At 44.6% G+C, this 15,626-nt stretch carries 17 protein-coding genes; 13 read left to right on the forward strand and 4 right to left on the reverse strand.

Features of this window, described 5'->3' with window-relative positions:
* Positions 1 to 29: 29 nt before the first annotated feature.
* The 4 genes from Q0Z71_RS08325 (at position 30) to Q0Z71_RS08340 (ending at position 4,269) form a co-directional block, all read left to right on the forward strand.
* Positions 30 to 488, forward strand: coding sequence for an XF1762 family protein (locus Q0Z71_RS08325; RefSeq protein ID WP_256264299.1), 459 nt, complete (start codon positions 30 to 32; stop codon positions 486 to 488).
* A complete protein-coding gene (locus Q0Z71_RS08330) occupies positions 485 to 2,476 on the forward strand; it encodes a CHAP domain-containing protein (protein WP_298020784.1) in 1,992 nt (663 codons plus the stop codon). The genes Q0Z71_RS08325 and Q0Z71_RS08330 overlap by 4 nt, the downstream gene beginning before the upstream one ends.
* A gap of 520 nt (positions 2,477 to 2,996) precedes the next feature.
* Complete coding sequence (locus Q0Z71_RS08335) at positions 2,997 to 3,629, forward strand: DUF4241 domain-containing protein (RefSeq protein ID WP_298020787.1); 633 nt, start codon at positions 2,997 to 2,999, stop codon at positions 3,627 to 3,629.
* Between the two features lie 190 nt (positions 3,630 to 3,819).
* Positions 3,820 to 4,269 carry a hypothetical protein gene (locus Q0Z71_RS08340; protein ID WP_298020791.1) on the forward strand — a complete coding sequence of 150 codons (450 nt, stop codon included), beginning with the start codon at positions 3,820 to 3,822 and terminating at the stop codon, positions 4,267 to 4,269.
* 208 nt (positions 4,270 to 4,477) lie between these two features.
* On the opposite strand, the gene Q0Z71_RS08345 is transcribed toward Q0Z71_RS08340, so the two are convergent.
* Positions 4,478 to 5,236 (reverse strand): phosphodiester glycosidase family protein, encoded by a 759-nt coding sequence (locus tag Q0Z71_RS08345; protein ID WP_298020794.1) that lies wholly within the window; start codon positions 5,234 to 5,236, stop codon positions 4,478 to 4,480.
* A gap of 252 nt (positions 5,237 to 5,488) precedes the next feature.
* Here Q0Z71_RS08345 and Q0Z71_RS08350 point away from each other — a divergent pair, with 252 nt between their 5' ends.
* On the forward strand, positions 5,489 to 5,860 hold the full coding sequence (locus Q0Z71_RS08350) for a holin family protein (protein WP_298020797.1): 372 nt from the start codon (positions 5,489 to 5,491) through the stop codon (positions 5,858 to 5,860).
* A gap of 162 nt (positions 5,861 to 6,022) precedes the next feature.
* Here the strand turns inward: Q0Z71_RS08350 and Q0Z71_RS08355 are convergent, their stop codons facing one another.
* Entirely contained in the window at positions 6,023 to 6,556 is a 534-nt protein-coding gene (locus tag Q0Z71_RS08355) for a sigma-70 family RNA polymerase sigma factor (RefSeq protein WP_298020800.1), read from the reverse strand.
* 409 nt (positions 6,557 to 6,965) lie between these two features.
* Here Q0Z71_RS08355 and Q0Z71_RS08360 point away from each other — a divergent pair, with 409 nt between their 5' ends.
* The 4 genes from Q0Z71_RS08360 to Q0Z71_RS08375 all read left to right on the forward strand — a co-directional run bounded on the left by Q0Z71_RS08360 (position 6,966) and on the right by Q0Z71_RS08375 (position 9,142).
* On the forward strand, positions 6,966 to 7,298 hold the full coding sequence (locus Q0Z71_RS08360; RefSeq protein WP_298020803.1) for a helix-turn-helix domain-containing protein: 333 nt from the start codon (positions 6,966 to 6,968) through the stop codon (positions 7,296 to 7,298).
* Positions 7,299 to 7,475: 177 nt separating this feature from the next.
* Entirely contained in the window at positions 7,476 to 7,991 is a 516-nt protein-coding gene (locus Q0Z71_RS08365) for an RNA polymerase sigma factor (protein ID WP_298020806.1), read from the forward strand.
* A 5-nt stretch (positions 7,992 to 7,996) separates the two neighbouring features.
* On the forward strand, positions 7,997 to 8,674 hold the full coding sequence (locus Q0Z71_RS08370; RefSeq protein WP_298020809.1) for a DUF4367 domain-containing protein: 678 nt from the start codon (positions 7,997 to 7,999) through the stop codon (positions 8,672 to 8,674).
* 132 nt (positions 8,675 to 8,806) lie between these two features.
* A complete protein-coding gene (locus Q0Z71_RS08375; RefSeq protein WP_298020812.1) occupies positions 8,807 to 9,142 on the forward strand; it encodes a hypothetical protein in 336 nt (111 codons plus the stop codon).
* 214 nt (positions 9,143 to 9,356) lie between these two features.
* Here Q0Z71_RS08375 and Q0Z71_RS08380 read toward each other — a convergent pair whose 3' ends face one another.
* Together Q0Z71_RS08380 and Q0Z71_RS08385 are read right to left on the reverse strand one after the other, a co-directional pair.
* Positions 9,357 to 10,544 carry an IS256 family transposase gene (locus tag Q0Z71_RS08380; protein ID WP_298020815.1) on the reverse strand — a complete coding sequence of 396 codons (1,188 nt, stop codon included), beginning with the start codon at positions 10,542 to 10,544 and terminating at the stop codon, positions 9,357 to 9,359.
* A 90-nt stretch (positions 10,545 to 10,634) separates the two neighbouring features.
* Complete coding sequence (locus tag Q0Z71_RS08385) at positions 10,635 to 11,120, reverse strand: hypothetical protein (RefSeq protein WP_298020818.1); 486 nt, start codon at positions 11,118 to 11,120, stop codon at positions 10,635 to 10,637.
* Between the two features lie 471 nt (positions 11,121 to 11,591).
* Here Q0Z71_RS08385 and Q0Z71_RS08390 point away from each other — a divergent pair, with 471 nt between their 5' ends.
* From Q0Z71_RS08390 to Q0Z71_RS08405, 4 genes are all read left to right on the forward strand, one after another.
* A complete protein-coding gene (locus Q0Z71_RS08390; protein ID WP_298020821.1) occupies positions 11,592 to 11,993 on the forward strand; it encodes a hypothetical protein in 402 nt (133 codons plus the stop codon).
* 75 nt (positions 11,994 to 12,068) lie between these two features.
* Positions 12,069 to 13,676: a hypothetical protein gene (locus Q0Z71_RS08395; protein WP_298020824.1), complete on the forward strand. Its 1,608-nt coding sequence runs from the start codon at positions 12,069 to 12,071 to the stop codon at positions 13,674 to 13,676.
* 4 nt (positions 13,677 to 13,680) lie between these two features.
* Positions 13,681 to 14,529: an ATP-binding cassette domain-containing protein gene (locus Q0Z71_RS08400; RefSeq protein ID WP_298020827.1), complete on the forward strand. Its 849-nt coding sequence runs from the start codon at positions 13,681 to 13,683 to the stop codon at positions 14,527 to 14,529.
* Positions 14,522 to 15,241: a hypothetical protein gene (locus Q0Z71_RS08405; protein ID WP_298020829.1), complete on the forward strand. Its 720-nt coding sequence runs from the start codon at positions 14,522 to 14,524 to the stop codon at positions 15,239 to 15,241. Before Q0Z71_RS08400 ends, Q0Z71_RS08405 begins: the two co-directional genes overlap by 8 nt.
* The last annotated feature ends 385 nt before the right edge of the window (positions 15,242 to 15,626 follow it).

Below are 15,626 nucleotides of genomic sequence, written 5' to 3' on the forward strand. Positions count from 1 at the left end.
CCTTCTTATGGACAAAGGAGGTGTGTAAATTGCCGCTGAACATCAAACCCTGCCACCTGCGGACCGCAAGGGACTATGTGGGCCGGTATCACCGGCACAGCATCCCACCCGTGGGCGGAAAATTTGCCGTGGCCTGCTATGATGGGGACCGTCTGTGCGGCGTCGCCATTTGTGGCCGTCCCGTTGCCCGGTATTTGGATGATGGCCTGACGCTTGAGATTTTGCGCTGCTGCACAGACGGGACAGGCAACGCCTGTTCCAAGCTCTACGGTGCCTGCTGTCGCATCGGGTTTGTCATGGGCTATGATCGTATCATCACCTATACGCTGGCGTCGGAAACGGGGGCGTCTCTGCGGGCCGCTGGGTTCACTTTTGACGGCATAGCCGGAGGTCGGGCGTGGACGGGCCAGCGCCGCAGGGACTACTATGTGGCCCCCGCAGAACGGAAACACCGCTGGATGAAAAGACGGGTTGGTGCGATGCCATGAGCAAAAGCAAAATTAAAACCCGTGAAAAGGGTAAAGACATTAAGGTACTGGACAAGTCCGCTGTTGCAGGCCAGCGCATGAAAAGCGCCTTCATCCGTTCTAAAAAGAACGCGGAGGCCCTGATGGATGACCGGCAGGCCACGCCCAATGAGTATGCCGTGGACAAGACAGAGCTTGCCGCCGATGACCTTGCCCACGATGCGGCAAATGTGGCCGCGTCCGGCGCGAAAACGGCGGTGCGGCAGGGCCGGAAGCTGTTTCAGCGCCAGCGGGAGAAGTGGGCGGCAGAAAAGCGTCAAGAGAATACGGCCCCCGCTGAACAGTCCCACGCCCCTAGACCGGCCCAGGGTATAGCCCCAGATGGGCATACTCCGCAGCGAAACGGAGGGACGGCCCCAGAACACCAGCGCCTTCCGCAGCATAAGCGCATGGCGGAGCGCCCACCCACCCAGGCCGGCATAGAGCGCCCAACGGATACCACAAGCCCTTATGTGGAGAGAGGTCGGGCCTTTGCCAAGAAGCAGGCCAAGCGGAAACGGCAAATTAGAGATCGGGCTGTTCAGTCTGACCAGCCATCGCGGATCAAGACCTCAAACGCCACACAAGTGCCCCGGCAGGCGGAACTCTCCGTAAAAACGGCAAAGCAGCCCGCCCAGGCTATGGCGAAGGACACCGGCATAAGTACGAAGAACACCATCAAGCGCGCCCAGCGAACGATAAAAACTGCCCAGCATACCGCCAAGACTGCTCCACGCACGGCGAAAACCGCCATCAAGACAGCAGACCATACGGCAAAGACGGCGCAGGCCACAGCCAGAGCCGCGAGAGCGGCCGCCCAGGCCGCCCGCGTCACAGGAAAGGCCACCGCCACCACCGCAAAAGCCGCTGCAAAAGGCGCATCCGCTGCGGCAAAGGCCCTGCTTGCGTCCATTAAGGCGCTGGTGACCGCTATCGCCGCTGGAGGATGGGTTGCCATCCTTGCCATTGTGGTGATCTGCTTGATTGGCCTGATCGCCGCCTCTCCCTTTGGCATCTTCTTTTCTGGTGAGGACAGCGGCACGGGCCAGACCATGCCCACCGTTGTCCGGGAGATCAACTTGGAATACGAGAGCAAGCTGGAAGAAATCGAGAGCAACGCCGCCCATGACCGCCTGGAACTGTCCGGCTCCCGTGCTGTCTGGCCCGAAGTGTTGGCCGTCTATGCCGTGAAAACTACCACCGACCCGGACAATCCCCAGGAAGTCGCTACGATGGATGATGGGAAAAAAGAACTCCTGAAAGAGATATTTTGGGCCATGAACGAGATCAGCCACCGGACAGAAACGGCAACCACCACCCAAACCGTGGAAACTGATGATGGAAAGGGCAATATCATTGTGGAAGAAGTCGAGGTAACGGCCACGACCCTTTATATTACCGTGACCCACAAAACCACGGATGAAATGGCGGACATCTACAATTTTACCGCTGACCAGCGAGAGATGCTTGCGGAGTTACTGGCTGAAGAAAGCAACGGTATGTGGAGTGCTGTTCTATACGGCATTGGCACAGGTGATGGGGAGATCGTAACGGTGGCCCTCTCCCAGCTCGGCAATGTAGGCGGTCAGCCCTATTGGTCCTGGTATGGCTTTGAGAGTCGGGTGGACTGGTGCGCCTGCTTTGTTTCCTGGTGCGCCAATGAGTGCGGCTATCTGGACGCTGGCGTGATCCCCAAGTTCGCAAGCTGCTCCATCGGCATCCAGTGGTTCCGGGAGAGAGGGCTGTGGCAGGACGGCAGCTATGAGCCGCGCCCCGGCGACCTGATTTTTTTCGACTGGGACGATGAGGACGAAGGCCAGGACGGAGCGGCAGACCATGTGGGCATCGTGGAAAAGGTGGAGGGCGGGATCGTCTACACTGTAGAAGGCAACTCAGGCAATGCCTGCAGGGAACGCCAGTATGCCATAGGACACTATGAGATTTATGGGTACGGTACCCCATTGTATTGAAAGCAATAGGTGCTGTAAACGAGTAGAAAAACCGCCCTCAGCAGGGGAGAATAGAGGTACATCCTCTAATTTCCACCAAGGCAAAATTCGCAGTCATTACATTGCGCCCACGCTGCAATGATGAGCGAACCAAGGCTTGACAGATTTACAAAACTCGGGCTAAAATGACTACACCGCACAATTGGTCTCTTGCTTCACTAATCCAGAGCAAGATAAATATATCCAAATTTGATATGGGTTATAAGGCAGATCATGCGGCATTTTTTGTGGCAGAATGGAGATGCGTTGTTTTGGAGAGCAATATGGCTTCATCACTGTTTGACATTGAAATTGACGGCGTGAGGCAAGGAGTAGTCGAGGTAACAAATCCATTTCCTCAGACAATCGAACTTGGTTTGGCTCCATTTGAGAGACTGAACGATGGAAAACCGCACCAGATCCGACTAGTAGAAGCGGCTGCATCAGAATAGACTGTCAATTATATCGTTTCTGATTGCCAGCGTAATGAGAGGGGTTCAACTTGAACAAGGAATGGATCGACAATTTGGTTGCAATTCACAAGGTGGACGGCGCTCTGTTGACAAATTCGCACGGGATATATCATATCACACGAAAAGATATTGGCCTACTGAAACTGCGCTCCGGGCAGATCATGATTGCAGATCCGTTGGTCAGGTATCGGGCCGAGGATTTTGCGCGCAAAGCATTGGCAGTCACTGTAAAACCGGGAATTTATTCTGTAGAGGTCTATATGGCAGGCAGTAGCGACGATTGCTTCTTGGCCTTTGCCGGCATCCGATTTCGCAACAACACCCCGGTGACCTTTGTACCGGCAAAGACGGTCTATGACCTGGAACATAAACGCAGACCACCATTTCGTTATGTAGTAGAAGATTGCAGAACAGGTTTTATGGATGCAGATGTTTTTCACGCTATCTGTGCCCTTCCCAGATATGCCCGTGCCGATAATCTGCTGGATTTTGATGATACAGAAGATGAAGTATTCCGATGTGCTGTCGGAAACTCCGAGGACGGAGAATTGACCGCCGCACTGGTGACGATTAGGAAGAGCGGTGTGTATTATTGGTATTGGGGTATAGACTGTAATAATGAGGTCTGTTGCTTGATAGCAGACTTTTTCACCTATCAATAGGTACGCAAGGCCAGCCGGAAAGATTCAAGATTTCCGGCTGGCTTTTTGCTATATGGAAGTCTGAAACGAAGGGGGAGGCAAAAAAAGCGGACAAAAAAATCGGATACAGTGTCCTTGTTTGATGGTGCTCAACGTTTTTCCTAGTATGTATGATGTATTCCAATTTGTACAGCACTATTTAGGAGGCAATATGAAAAAAAGGAAAAAAGGATTTTTGGGACTTGCATTGGTTGCCATTATTATTTCTGCTTGGTATTTTTGCTGCTGGGAATCTACTGACTCATTACCGCAGGAAGTCCAAGAAGCCGCTCAGCATGCCTCATGGTCAGAGCTTAAACGAAGAGCCGTAGTTGATGAAGAGCAATATCTGGAAGGGCGACCATCTAAAATTGAATTGGTCTATAATGAAAAATTTAAAGGTGTTTCACTTGAGGTTTATCAGGTAGTAACGGAGTTGTCTTACATTTCAGAGGATAGCACAATAAAATGGAAAGAACTTCCTTATGCTGACACAATGATTTTTCGTGTCAATGGAAATAAACGAGAACTTTTAGGAATTGATAACACAGATTATACACCTGACAGCGAAGAATTTGAACAGCTCCTCAATATGTATTTGTTGAATTCAAATTCGCCTTGATTCAGCCTAGAGAATGCGGTAGAAAAATCAGACGAGCCGCATTTGAAAGAATCTTTAACAACGGACTACTGCCGCAGGAAATCAGTATTTTGAACGATTTGATAATATTAAGGCAACCCCCTTCCAAAATGGGATGCATTTGGAGGGAGTAAGAAGATCATAAAAGAGGGTGCCGCAGAATGTCCTGCGGCACCCTCTTTTATATTTTTTAGTTTTTGTTAACCAGAGCAAGCATCTGCGGAATCAGACGAGAAGACGAAATACTTACAGAGCTGCCCAGCAGCTGTGTAGAACCGCCACCATCAAGCATGATAGCGCGCGCATACGGATTGTTAGGATTTCCCGCTCCGTCAGTAAGCCCGAAAGTTCGCATGATAGCTGTTCTGAACTGCTCAACGGTAACCTTATCAGATGTTGCCATGAGATAGGCCATGTTGGTATCCGTCTTGACAGCGAGGGCAGAACGCTCCGCAGTTCCGCTAATATACAAGGAACCGTTGCCTTCGCTGGTAAACATTTCTCTCCAGTCGGAATGACCGAGGAATAGACCGAGACCGCCCTGAACCCAGGTGCAGTTCCGAATTTTAGAGTCCGTGGATGAAGTAACGTTTGCAGAGTAATAAGCTTTGCCACTCTTGCAGTAAATTACACTACTGCCGGTTGTATTGGTATAGCCGTCCAACTTCAGGTCGCCGCTTGTAGGCACCTTGTCCTCTGAGAGGAAATAGCCCTGTCGAACGCCATTCTGAAACGCAAGATTCATGATATGATTATCACCGCCGTTTGCGAACCAACTTGCGTTAATACCATATTCTCCAGAACCGCTGACGGTTTTCAGTGTCTCTTTGCCATACTTCCGAGAGAAGCTCAAAACCTTGATATTGCTAACTGTCGTTTTGATAAAACTCAGTCGAATGGTTTTTCCATCGATCACATAAGACAGGGTATCGCAGGTATGATTAGCCATGATATACACTCCCTATATAATTTGTTTTGCCATTGAGCTCTAGGCATACATAAGAGAGACAACCCTTTTAAAAAAAGTAAACTGTGACATTGTAAATTTACAAAAATGCCTTTTTGAGATTGTATTTTGAGGTTGTATAAAGACAGTAGCTCTATTTTCAGAAGATTGTTGATTTACGAATAAGCAACGCATGTCCTCTATAAAAAGAAGATGGATACCATAAAGAATATAAATTCAGAGGGAATAGATATTATGGAGAACTTGAACAGTGCTTTGATTTTCCTTTTTGGCAATGAAAATTTAAAAATCTTACATGCCCTGATTGTCTTGACAATATTAGATTACATAACAGGGGTTTGCGTGGCTATAAAGATGGGGCGAATTTCAAGCGCTATTGGAGCAAAAGGCATTGCTGGGAAGGTGATTATTTATGCGCTTATATCCCTAAGTAATATCTTCGATACTTATTTTCTCACGGCCAATGGAATTTTGGAAGCTGCTACAATTCTTTTCTATTGTGCTAATGAGGCAATTAGTATCTTGGAAAACGCTTATAAAATGGGTATTCCCATTCCTCAAAAACTAAAGGAAACATTGGATTTATTCAAAAAGGAGAAGGGGTGAAACCCAATTGTCATTAAATTAAGAACCAAGCCATACGGCCTGGTTCTTAATTTTGTAGTATCAGCAAGACACTGTCATATTTTCTCTAAAAGTTCTGATTTTTAAAAGTACTTATACAAAAACGTTTAATTTAATGACACCAGAGTGAGCATAGCATTGTCACTAGAACCAAAGTCGTTTTAATTTCTTTTCCGCTCTTCTCTTAATCTGATTGATATTTTGACGGCTAACATGTAACGCTCTGGCAATGCTGGCAGCAGTAGCTCCATGTTCATAAATTGCTGAGAGTACATAGCGTTCCTTAGAGGTCAGCGCTTCAGGTAAAAGAGTTCTCGTGAGAGATTCGTTTTCGCATAAGGACAATTTCAAAGAAAGACTGTTTCGCTGGGCAGGCGTCAAGTCTTCAATTGAAATACAAGAAATGCCTTTTTCTCTCAAAGTATGAAGTCGTTTCAGGTAGAACCTATAGACAGATGTATGGATGTATTTTATGATTGCACCATCAGAAGGATTATCAAGTTTTGAAGTGTTTAGAGTTCCTACCAACTCAATGAAATCCGCCGTTAAATCTTCAAAAGCATCTTCATATCCTAGCTTCTTGCCGTATTTGTGTAGAGCAGGTTTAAACTGAGAAATTAACTTTAGCATTGAATCCGGATCATTTTGCTGCGCTTTCTGAATGATTGAAACAAGCATAGGCAGCTCGCCCCTTTACCCATTTCAAGTAAAAGAGCAAAGTTCTGTTTGGTATGTAAATCTCTGAACCTACTTTTTCTTTATTAAAAAACGGAGCCTATCACCAAAAAATGACGGCCACCTCTGCACAAACTTTTTACCTGAATTTCTATCAATTTTGGCGTCCGATTTCTAATATCGGAACGCTAGAAGAAGTTCTGACTTGAATTGGGACGTATTTCCCGATAATAGATACCACCTTCTGAAAGATAAGGGTCAGGCCGTAATAAGCCTGACCCTTCTGTTTTAATTAGAATTGATGTGTCCCTCAGAGGCACCAAATATATCCCTGAGAGCGCATTCCTTCAGGCGGAAACGGTTAATATAATCAAACCAGCCCACCTTGCTAACATTTTGAAGGAGTACGCAAATGAAAAAGAAGGAATTTAATCGGATTATTGGACAAAACATATCAGAATTACGTGAAGCAGCTGGCTTTACACAGGATGCCCTTGCAGAACGGTTAGAAATTTCAAAATCATTTCTTGCTCATATAGAACAAGGAGACCGCTCCTTTAGTGTTCACACGTTATCGTCAATGGCTGAAGTGCTGGGTACCAGTGCGGATGCCATTCTTTTTGGACACACCCTGACATCTGACGCAATTGATATTGCAGTTGCAATGGAAGGATTGAATGCAACTGACTCTGCTGTTATATTGAAAGTTGTGCGAGACCTTGCCGCATATCTAAAAAAACGTTGAAGTATGCATAATTGGTAGAGTTCAAAATTTTACAATAAATGGATACTGTATAAGCCGTTGAACTTTACACACTCCTATCAATTTAATATAATAAAGAATAATAGAGTGAATAGCTCACTGATATAGCGAGAACATTTTTCCTAGCGATGACAAATAGAGAGAACGGGAGATTGAAGAATGTTTGTATGTTTGCAAATAATAGAAAGCGAAGATGACCGTTCAAAATCCGAACAGCTATTTGATAGATACGCTGGACTAATGTATTGTATCGCATCAAAATATTTGTCCAATGAACAGGACAGGGAGGATGCTGTCCAAACAGCTTTCGAGGCCATTATTAGAAATATTTCGAAGCTCTCAGTTATAGATAGTCCGCAAACATACTCCTACATCGTTAATACCATTGAAAGTAAATCTATAGACGTGCTTCGCAGGCTTCATAAAATAGAAAAACAGACTATAGAAATGAATAGTAATTATCCTGGGGTTCAGGCAGAAGTAGAGATAGATGACGAACTTGCGACTGCACTTACAAGGCTTCCCTCTCATTATCGAGAAATCCTGTTGCTTCGGTATGACTGCGGTTATACGACCAAAGCGTTGTCGTCCATGTTAGGAATTACCCGCAGTAATGTTCAGAAACAAATATGGCGGGCAAAAGAGGCCCTAAGTAAACTACTCGGAGAGAGGTGAGCATATTGAAATATATCAGCGATGAAGAACTGACACGGGCTGCGAAAAAAGTCGGTGAAGCTATTCGAAAATCTCTTCCGGATCCAGAAACATGCAGACATGAATTTTCTCCTGAATTTCAAAAGAAAATTGAAGTTTTAAAAGAACAGGGAAGACGGAAAGAGCAAAAAATAAAATATTTAAAGCGGGCCTGTATTGCTGCTACGATAGCCCTTTGTTGCACCGGAGTTATGCTCGCTGCTAATCCGGATGCTAGAGCCGCGGTATCTTCCTGGATTCGGAGCATATATGAAAACGCGATTGTTTATCGATTTACCTCTGATTCTCAAGAGACTGTTCTTCCAGAGTATGAAGTTGGCTATATCCCAGATGGATATGAGGAAAACCAGGTTCTGGAAACCCATACTGGAAAGACAATAATTTTCTCCAATGGTCGCGATATGATTTTTATTAACTGGTACTTACTTTCAGATAACATGAATGTAGAAGCTCGCGCAGTAGACGCCGAGCTGATTCCAGATAAAGTTAATGATCATGACGCCGAATGGATTGTCCCAAATGACAGTAGCCAGACTACGGACCTACTATGGACTGACGATCGTCGCGGAGTAGGCTTCATAGTGTCTGGTTATCTGGAAAGGGCAGAGCTGCTGAAAATTGCTGAATCTATCTCGTGCACTTAAAAATTTTGATAAAAGGTGTCCGTTTTGCTATCAAGCCATCGTTTTTAAAGATAGAAAAGAAAAGCGGCAAAACTACAAGTTTCTTTTCTGCCCCTGATCAGAGTCTAACAAACACGACGAGGAGGATGCTTTATGAAAAAGAAAATGATTCCACTGCTGTTGCTTGTTGCAGTCATTTTGACTGTAACAGCATCTGCGCGCGTTCCCATTGTTCGTCCCGCCCTTTCTTTTACAGGCACGACAGCGAATTGTGAGGTAACCGTTCAAAGCCCTGGCGATGATATTTCGGTCAATTTGGAGCTGTGGAGAGGGGCTACCCGTCTGAAGACTTGGTCGGACAGCGGAACAACCTTTGTTGTAATCAATGAAACTTACCCGGTCCAAAAGGGAAGTACGTACACCCTCAAGGGGAGCTACACCCTTAATGGTACATCCTATTCAATACTATCTGTTTCTGGAACGTGCTGAATCCAGTTTGGACGGTATGTTAACACCCTCCACACTTGGGTAGCGGGGGAGTAGCATCATTATCGAAAAAAGCACCTGACGAAAGTCAGGTGCTTTTCACATTGATGCTATTGAATTTCTGCGATTTGGTGGCATCTATCCCATCCCAGGAAAGGAAACCGGTAGTGTCAAGGAATTTTCGCAAAAAGGTTTGCAGGGCCTGGCATGAGAGAAGTCAGCCAGCAATGGAGGTGTCCTCAAAGGCCTCCAGGTGCTTCATGTTCATGTACTTCTTGTTGCCCCACTGGGTGCCGGCCACATGGCGCAGCCGGGCACAGACCAGCATGAGGGCGGAGTTGCCGTCCGGGAAACTGCCTACCACCCGAGTGCGGCGGCGGATCTCCCGGTTCAGCCGTTCAATGACGTTATTGGTACGGATGCGAGTCCAATGTTCACCGGGGAAATCGCAGTAAGTCAGCGTTTCCTCAATGCCATCCTCCACCTTCCTGGCCGCCTCTTTCAGCTTCATAGAGCGCAGTTGCTCCACCACGGCTTTGGCTTTCTCCCGGGCCGCTCTTTTGCTTTCCTGGGCGTGGATCGCCTTGAGCATCTTTGCCACCAGCTTCACTTTGGAACGAGGTGTGACCGAGAACACATTGCGGTAAAAGTGTACGGTACAGCGCTGGTACTTGGCTTCGGGGAATACTTCTCCCACAGCCTCCAGCATACCAAGGCACTTGTCGCCAACCACCAGCTTGACCCCATCCAGGCCGCGGCCACGCAGCCACTGGAAGAAGCTGACCCAGCTGGCCTTGTCCTCCTTCATGCCCTCGGCGGCACCCAAAACCTCACGGTATCCGTCCTCATTCACCGCGATCGCCACCAAAATTGCTACATTTTCAAACTCTCCACCCCAGTTACGGCGCAGGTAGATCCCATCCACATAGACATACGGATAGCGTCCACCTTGCAGAGGGCGGTTCCGCCAGTCCTCAATGTGGACATACGCTTTCTTGTTCAGCTCACTGATGGTGGATGGAGATACTTTACTGCCCCAAAGCGCTTCTGTGATGTCCTCCACACGCCGGACGGATACACCTGCCAGGTACATCTCAATGAGGGCTTCTTCCACACTGCTCTCCCGCCGGCGATACCGCTCAATGATAGCGGTCTCAAAGGAGATCCCTTTGAGCTTGGGTACCTTGAGGGTAACGTCCCCGGAAGTGGTGGTAAGGTTGCGGCTGTAGTGGCCGCTGCGATAACCCTGCCGCTGATCATTGCGCTCGTACCGGGCCGCCTGGGTCAGTTTCTCCGCTTCGGCCTCCAGCAGTTCGTTGAGGGTTTCCTCTACACTGCCCCGAACCAGTTCTTTGATTTGCCCCTTGATTACTTCCTCGTTCAGCTGTACAATCTTTTCGGACATGGTTTGCTGTCTCCCTTCAGAATGGTGTGTCGCGACTTCATTCTACCAGAGGGCTGCAAACCATGTCTCTTTATTTTTGCGAAACTTATTCTACCTTACCAGGAAACCAACCGGAGTTCTATCGACTACAAGCATATTAAACATCGCAGAATTACCATCATCAAGGTGAAGGCGCAATTCACCGTCGAAATAACCGCCGCCTGCCCAGCTTTCCAATAGTTCCTCAGGAGAATTAGATGTCCAGACCGTACCAATGACATATACCTCCACCCCAATGTCGTTTCGATCAGCACATTCCTTCAGAGAAAGAAGTTCAACGACTACAGCCGAATATCCGCACTTGCTTTGCTCGTCAGCAATATATGCCTCACAGGTATCCCGATAAGCCAGAAGAGCATTTTCATCAATAGATATGCCCGTGTCATTGATGGAACGCACCATCCAATATAATGTGCTATCCTCTGCATAGAAAATTCCATCAGGAAGAGCTACTGTTAGCGTCAGGCGATAATCGCCATTTGGGGATGCGGACAAGATTTTTATAAAAGCCAGCTTCAAGAAGCAGAATATGGTCATAGTCTATCTCGTCCTCTGGTGGCACATCCACTGATGTTTACTGGTTTTGGGGAAATAAAAAAATTTAAAAGAATTTGTCCGCATACAAATTTTACAGTCGTTTTATATTATAGATACAGAAATGGGTGGCAAAAAAAGAGAATAGGGGAAGGACACACCACAACTCCAGTTTTGAGATGTGAACAGCCTCAAATTCTGAATGTTTCCTACTGGTAGATAGCGGTTAGCCCTTTTTGGTTTATTTTTCTTTCAAGCAAATTTTACCCAAAAAGAACTCCGCTTTCTACAATATATGGGTGATTTCTGGTTTCAGCCATGGCCGGAATCCCGTGCAATCACTATATTCCTGAGTTCTGCTCATGGCTGAATAGTTGAGAAGGGGGGAATGCATTTGTTCAAAAATCCATATTTTACAAATTATGTAAGATATGGAGAATTCATTTGCTCAAAAATTTAGCAGGAGGTTAAAAAATGAAAAGAATCGGAAAAGCGTTTTGTGCATTATTCTTAGCATTGCTGGTTGTCGTTCCGACTTGTTTAGCAGCTAACCATTCTCATTCATACACCGTTGCCGGAACCGGTGGAGTTTGGAATGGCAAGGAAGAAGGGGTACTTTGGGTCTTGAATAAGGACGAGGCGGTCTTCACTGCGTCTATTACATCTTCTGAGACAAGGACTATTGGTGCTCAGTTGAGATACATTAGAGAGTATTTCCCTGATTCTACACTTGCCACGCTGTCTGTTACAGGGAAGAACGGTACATCAAACTCCTCGCAACCGTTTTATCCAAAAGATACGTCTGCAGGCCATTATGCGTATGTCATTTGTTCGGAAGGAAACGGCGCTCAGGGAAACGTTATCGTAAGCCAATAATGGTTTTTATGCTATGGCGCCCTATTGGGGCGCCATAGCATAAAACAATTTATAAATAATTCAAGAGGAATGCACATGAAATATTTATCAGTTTTTTATTCTAAGCATATTCTAAAAACGCCTTTTTTCTTATTGGCTTATGGAATTATAGCTCTTATTTTCATGGCATTTAATTTAGCCCTTGACTATGGTGATATCGAGCATACAAACTATATTGTACGATTTGATTCACTGGCATACATTGAGATTGTCCTTGTAGCAATTGTTTTCTGCATTGCTGCTTACTTTGCGCAAGAAAAAAATGGCTTAGAGCAAATGTGCTTGTACTCAAAAGCCCAAATTGAAATAAATAAAATAGTGATGACAATCGTATGTTCTCTTTCTTTCTGCTTTATTCCTGCTCTTTTTATTATATTATCCGCGGCTATAGAACGCACGGAGTTGAAATTTACTGTGCTGTCCTTGGTATATGCCATAATACGTTGGGCCATCATAATTATTATCACAGAGACAACAGCATATGCTTTAGCTTCGATAATGAAAAGCAGGTCGGTTTACTTTTTCTGCATTCCCTGCACTGTGATATTTAGCTATCTAAATATCTATATTTTTCTGAGATTATTTGGAAAAAACGCAGAAAAAATATCGAATTTCTTTTCACTGCAAAAAACATTTATAAATGGCTTGGATATGGATTATCCAGGTCCTCGCATTGATTTATTTCTTATATCTAAAGTGTTATGTGCCTGCGTGTTCTTATTTCTGATCATGTCTATCATGTGGTTTTTTCTATCGAATAAACACAGGCGAATTGCCGGACTAGCATTGATTGGATGTTTTGTTGGAGAAGTCATATCGGTTGCGTATTGGAACGCATTGTATCCAGAGTATTATTCATATGACCAAAAATTATATATAGCGGATTACGAAAAACAAAATTGGCAGGTGCTGTCATATGAAGGAAATATAAATTTGAGTGAAAATACCTCAATTCAATGTGAGATTGTGATTCATCCGACTGCAGGTAATTTGGATACCATTACTTTTAGACTAGACGAACAATTCAAAAATGTGAATATCTCCATCGGAAATACTTCTTGTAGTTATACTAGGAATGGGGATTACATAACTATTCGAATTCCTTCTTCAGATATGGAATCGGTAATAGCGCTCAGATGCTCTTATTCTGGTAGAATTTCATATGTTAGTGATATTTCATCTGTGAATATTTATACTTCTTGGTTTTCGGCCGCTCTTCCTGTTAATTTTGCGTTTCTTCCCATACTTGATGGAGACTATAGCAAAAAGGACTATTCTCTTACAGTTATAGGATTGAATGACATAATTTCAAATTTAAATACAACAAGTGCCGCGCCACATAGTTACAATCTAAAGGGTAAGGCTCAGGCTTGCTGCATTTTTATGGGCTTCTTTGACAGAGAAATTAAAGATGGAATTGAACTATACCATGCAAGGTATAATAACCTTTCGGATTATTGGAATGAGTTAGAAATAGCAAGAGAAAGAAAATGCCTAAATCCCAATACATATAAGGTGTATGATCGTACAGACGAATTACCCGAGAAGGTTTTCGTAATCTATTATCTCTATGGTGTGCTGGGGGTTCCTGTTGTATTTGATGATTGCGTCTTCTTGAATTATGGGTATCCATCTTCGAGGTGAAAAAATGATAACTGTAAAAAATTTGAACTTTGCATATAAAAAGGGCAGACCTATATTGAGGGATTTATCATTCTCATTGAAACAAGGGTTTACTGTTCTTGTAGGAGAAAATGGCTCTGGAAAGTCAACCTTAATGAAAGCAATCACTACTTCCGAATATAGCAATGCCAAAATTCTATTAGATGGAGTACCACTATCTCATGTGGACATAAAAAAACACCTTGCCTATTTGCCTCAAGAGTTTGATGTATATCGTTCACTCAAAGTCAACCAGTTACTTGCTTTTGTTGCGGAAGCAAAAGGCGTTTCAAAGCAGGATGTGAAGAAATGTGTTACCTTAGCGGCAAAAAAAGCCAATATTACTGAGTGCCTGAACAATAAAGTCAAACAATGCTCCATTGGAACGATACGTCGCATTGGAATTGCTACAGCCCTTTTGGGAGACCCTGAACTAATCATACTTGATGAGCCTACGGCAGGGCTTGACCCGAAAGAGCGAGTACGATTTTACCATAATATTAAGGCGTGTTTCACAGGGAAAATTGTTCTTATCTCAACACACATTCTTGATGATATGGAAATCCTTGCAGATAACATTCTAATGCTTTCTAAGGGGAGGATTATTTTTGAGGGAGAATTTTTAAAATTTAAACATTCGCTCGATGGCAAGGTTTTCAGACTTTGCTCGCTACAACCCGAATGCAAAATCCTATCAACTGAACCTGATGGAACAAAAATTAAATATCATGTTTACTGCGAAGACTTATCTCTAAAAGCTACTGATGCAGAAGAAATCGAGCCAACCTTAGAAGATATTTGGGAATACTATCAAGGTGGGAGGGAAAATGGGTAAATGGAGAGTTTCGACTGACGCGAAGGAAATTGCAATTCCTTTCACACTTACAATAGTTTATTGCGTCTATGTGGCATGTTCAAAGGCACCTGCAATAATTACAAACATCGGATATTTAGGCAACTCAATCTGTATCAGCACTGATATCTATTTTTATAGTCAGTTTATTTTAGGCTTCTTTATTACAGCCATTACTGCGAGACAATTTTCGGAGTTACTAAAACCTTCTTCGTTTGAATTCTTAAAAACATTACCATTGTCGCTATTTCAGCTATGGATAAAACGAAAAGCGTGTTTGCTCGGCATCATTTTGGCTATTACAATACCAATGGAGTTTCTGCTAGTGGTAAAGGTTAACCATGGGATAGTAGCCTACGGTAGTGCCTTTGCCATAGATGTAGTTAATATAAGCCTACCGTGGCAAGCATCTGTAATTAGAATAATAATTTCAGCAAATTTCTTTATCGTTTTGACAGTATTTCTTTTAACGATTTTTAAAAACGAGATAATTTCAAACTGTTTAATCTATGTGTATCTTTTGCTTGAAATGGGGCCTGTAGGTAGCTTTTGGGGAGAAAACTCCTTTTTTTATGGGTGCTTCTCTCCTTTCCCCTGTGCCGACTTTTTTCCATCAAATATCTCATGGATGCTGATTATTTCAGTGTCGATTGAACTGTACATAGTGCTTTGGATAAAACGTAATACTAGATAAAGTAGTTGGTAAGTGTGTCCAGCTCCCGAGTCACAAAATCCAAGCGGCAAGTATTTTGTCGCCCTCTGCTGTATCGATGTAGAAGTGGAACCTCTGCCCTCTACTGGGGCGGTGGTCGACCTGGACATGGGCCTCAAGTCATTTGCAATTACCTCCGCCGGTGTGGAATATCCAAACCACAAGCATCTGACAAAGGGCCAGAAGAAACTTATCCGTCTCCAGCGTTAGCTCTCCTGAAAATTAAAGGGCGCAACCGCAGAGGAAAAGCAAGGGTTAAGGTTGTCCGGTTGCAGAGCACGCTGCATAAACTGTCAACCCAGCTTGTTCGGTACTATGACCCAATCAGTATCGAGGGCTTGGCTCCTAAGCATATGGTTAAGAACCA

The organism is uncultured Dysosmobacter sp. (assembly GCF_947631635.1).
Classification (GTDB): Bacteria; Bacillota; Clostridia; order Oscillospirales; family Oscillospiraceae; genus Oscillibacter.

Excerpts from the sequence above, each read along its gene's own strand:
- Q0Z71_RS08330 (WP_298020784.1), top strand. The coding sequence starts at position 485 with ATGAGCAAAAGCAAAATTAAAACCCGTGAAAAGGGTAAAGACATTAAG.
- Q0Z71_RS08340 (WP_298020791.1), top strand. The coding sequence starts at position 3,820 with ATGAAAAAAAGGAAAAAAGGATTTTTGGGACTTGCATTGGTTGCCATT.
- Q0Z71_RS08345 (WP_298020794.1), bottom strand. The coding sequence starts at position 5,236 with ATGGCTAATCATACCTGCGATACCCTGTCTTATGTGATCGATGGAAAA.
- Q0Z71_RS08350 (WP_298020797.1), top strand. The coding sequence starts at position 5,489 with ATGGAGAACTTGAACAGTGCTTTGATTTTCCTTTTTGGCAATGAAAAT.
- Q0Z71_RS08355 (WP_298020800.1), bottom strand. The coding sequence starts at position 6,556 with ATGCTTGTTTCAATCATTCAGAAAGCGCAGCAAAATGATCCGGATTCA.
- Q0Z71_RS08360 (WP_298020803.1), top strand. The coding sequence starts at position 6,966 with ATGAAAAAGAAGGAATTTAATCGGATTATTGGACAAAACATATCAGAA.
- Q0Z71_RS08365 (WP_298020806.1), top strand. The coding sequence starts at position 7,476 with ATGTTTGTATGTTTGCAAATAATAGAAAGCGAAGATGACCGTTCAAAA.
- Q0Z71_RS08375 (WP_298020812.1), top strand. The coding sequence starts at position 8,807 with ATGAAAAAGAAAATGATTCCACTGCTGTTGCTTGTTGCAGTCATTTTG.
- Q0Z71_RS08380 (WP_298020815.1), bottom strand. The coding sequence starts at position 10,544 with ATGTCCGAAAAGATTGTACAGCTGAACGAGGAAGTAATCAAGGGGCAA.
- Q0Z71_RS08385 (WP_298020818.1), bottom strand. The coding sequence starts at position 11,120 with ATGACCATATTCTGCTTCTTGAAGCTGGCTTTTATAAAAATCTTGTCC.
- Q0Z71_RS08390 (WP_298020821.1), top strand. The coding sequence starts at position 11,592 with ATGAAAAGAATCGGAAAAGCGTTTTGTGCATTATTCTTAGCATTGCTG.
- Q0Z71_RS08395 (WP_298020824.1), top strand. The coding sequence starts at position 12,069 with ATGAAATATTTATCAGTTTTTTATTCTAAGCATATTCTAAAAACGCCT.
- Q0Z71_RS08400 (WP_298020827.1), top strand. The coding sequence starts at position 13,681 with ATGATAACTGTAAAAAATTTGAACTTTGCATATAAAAAGGGCAGACCT.
- Q0Z71_RS08405 (WP_298020829.1), top strand. The coding sequence starts at position 14,522 with ATGGGTAAATGGAGAGTTTCGACTGACGCGAAGGAAATTGCAATTCCT.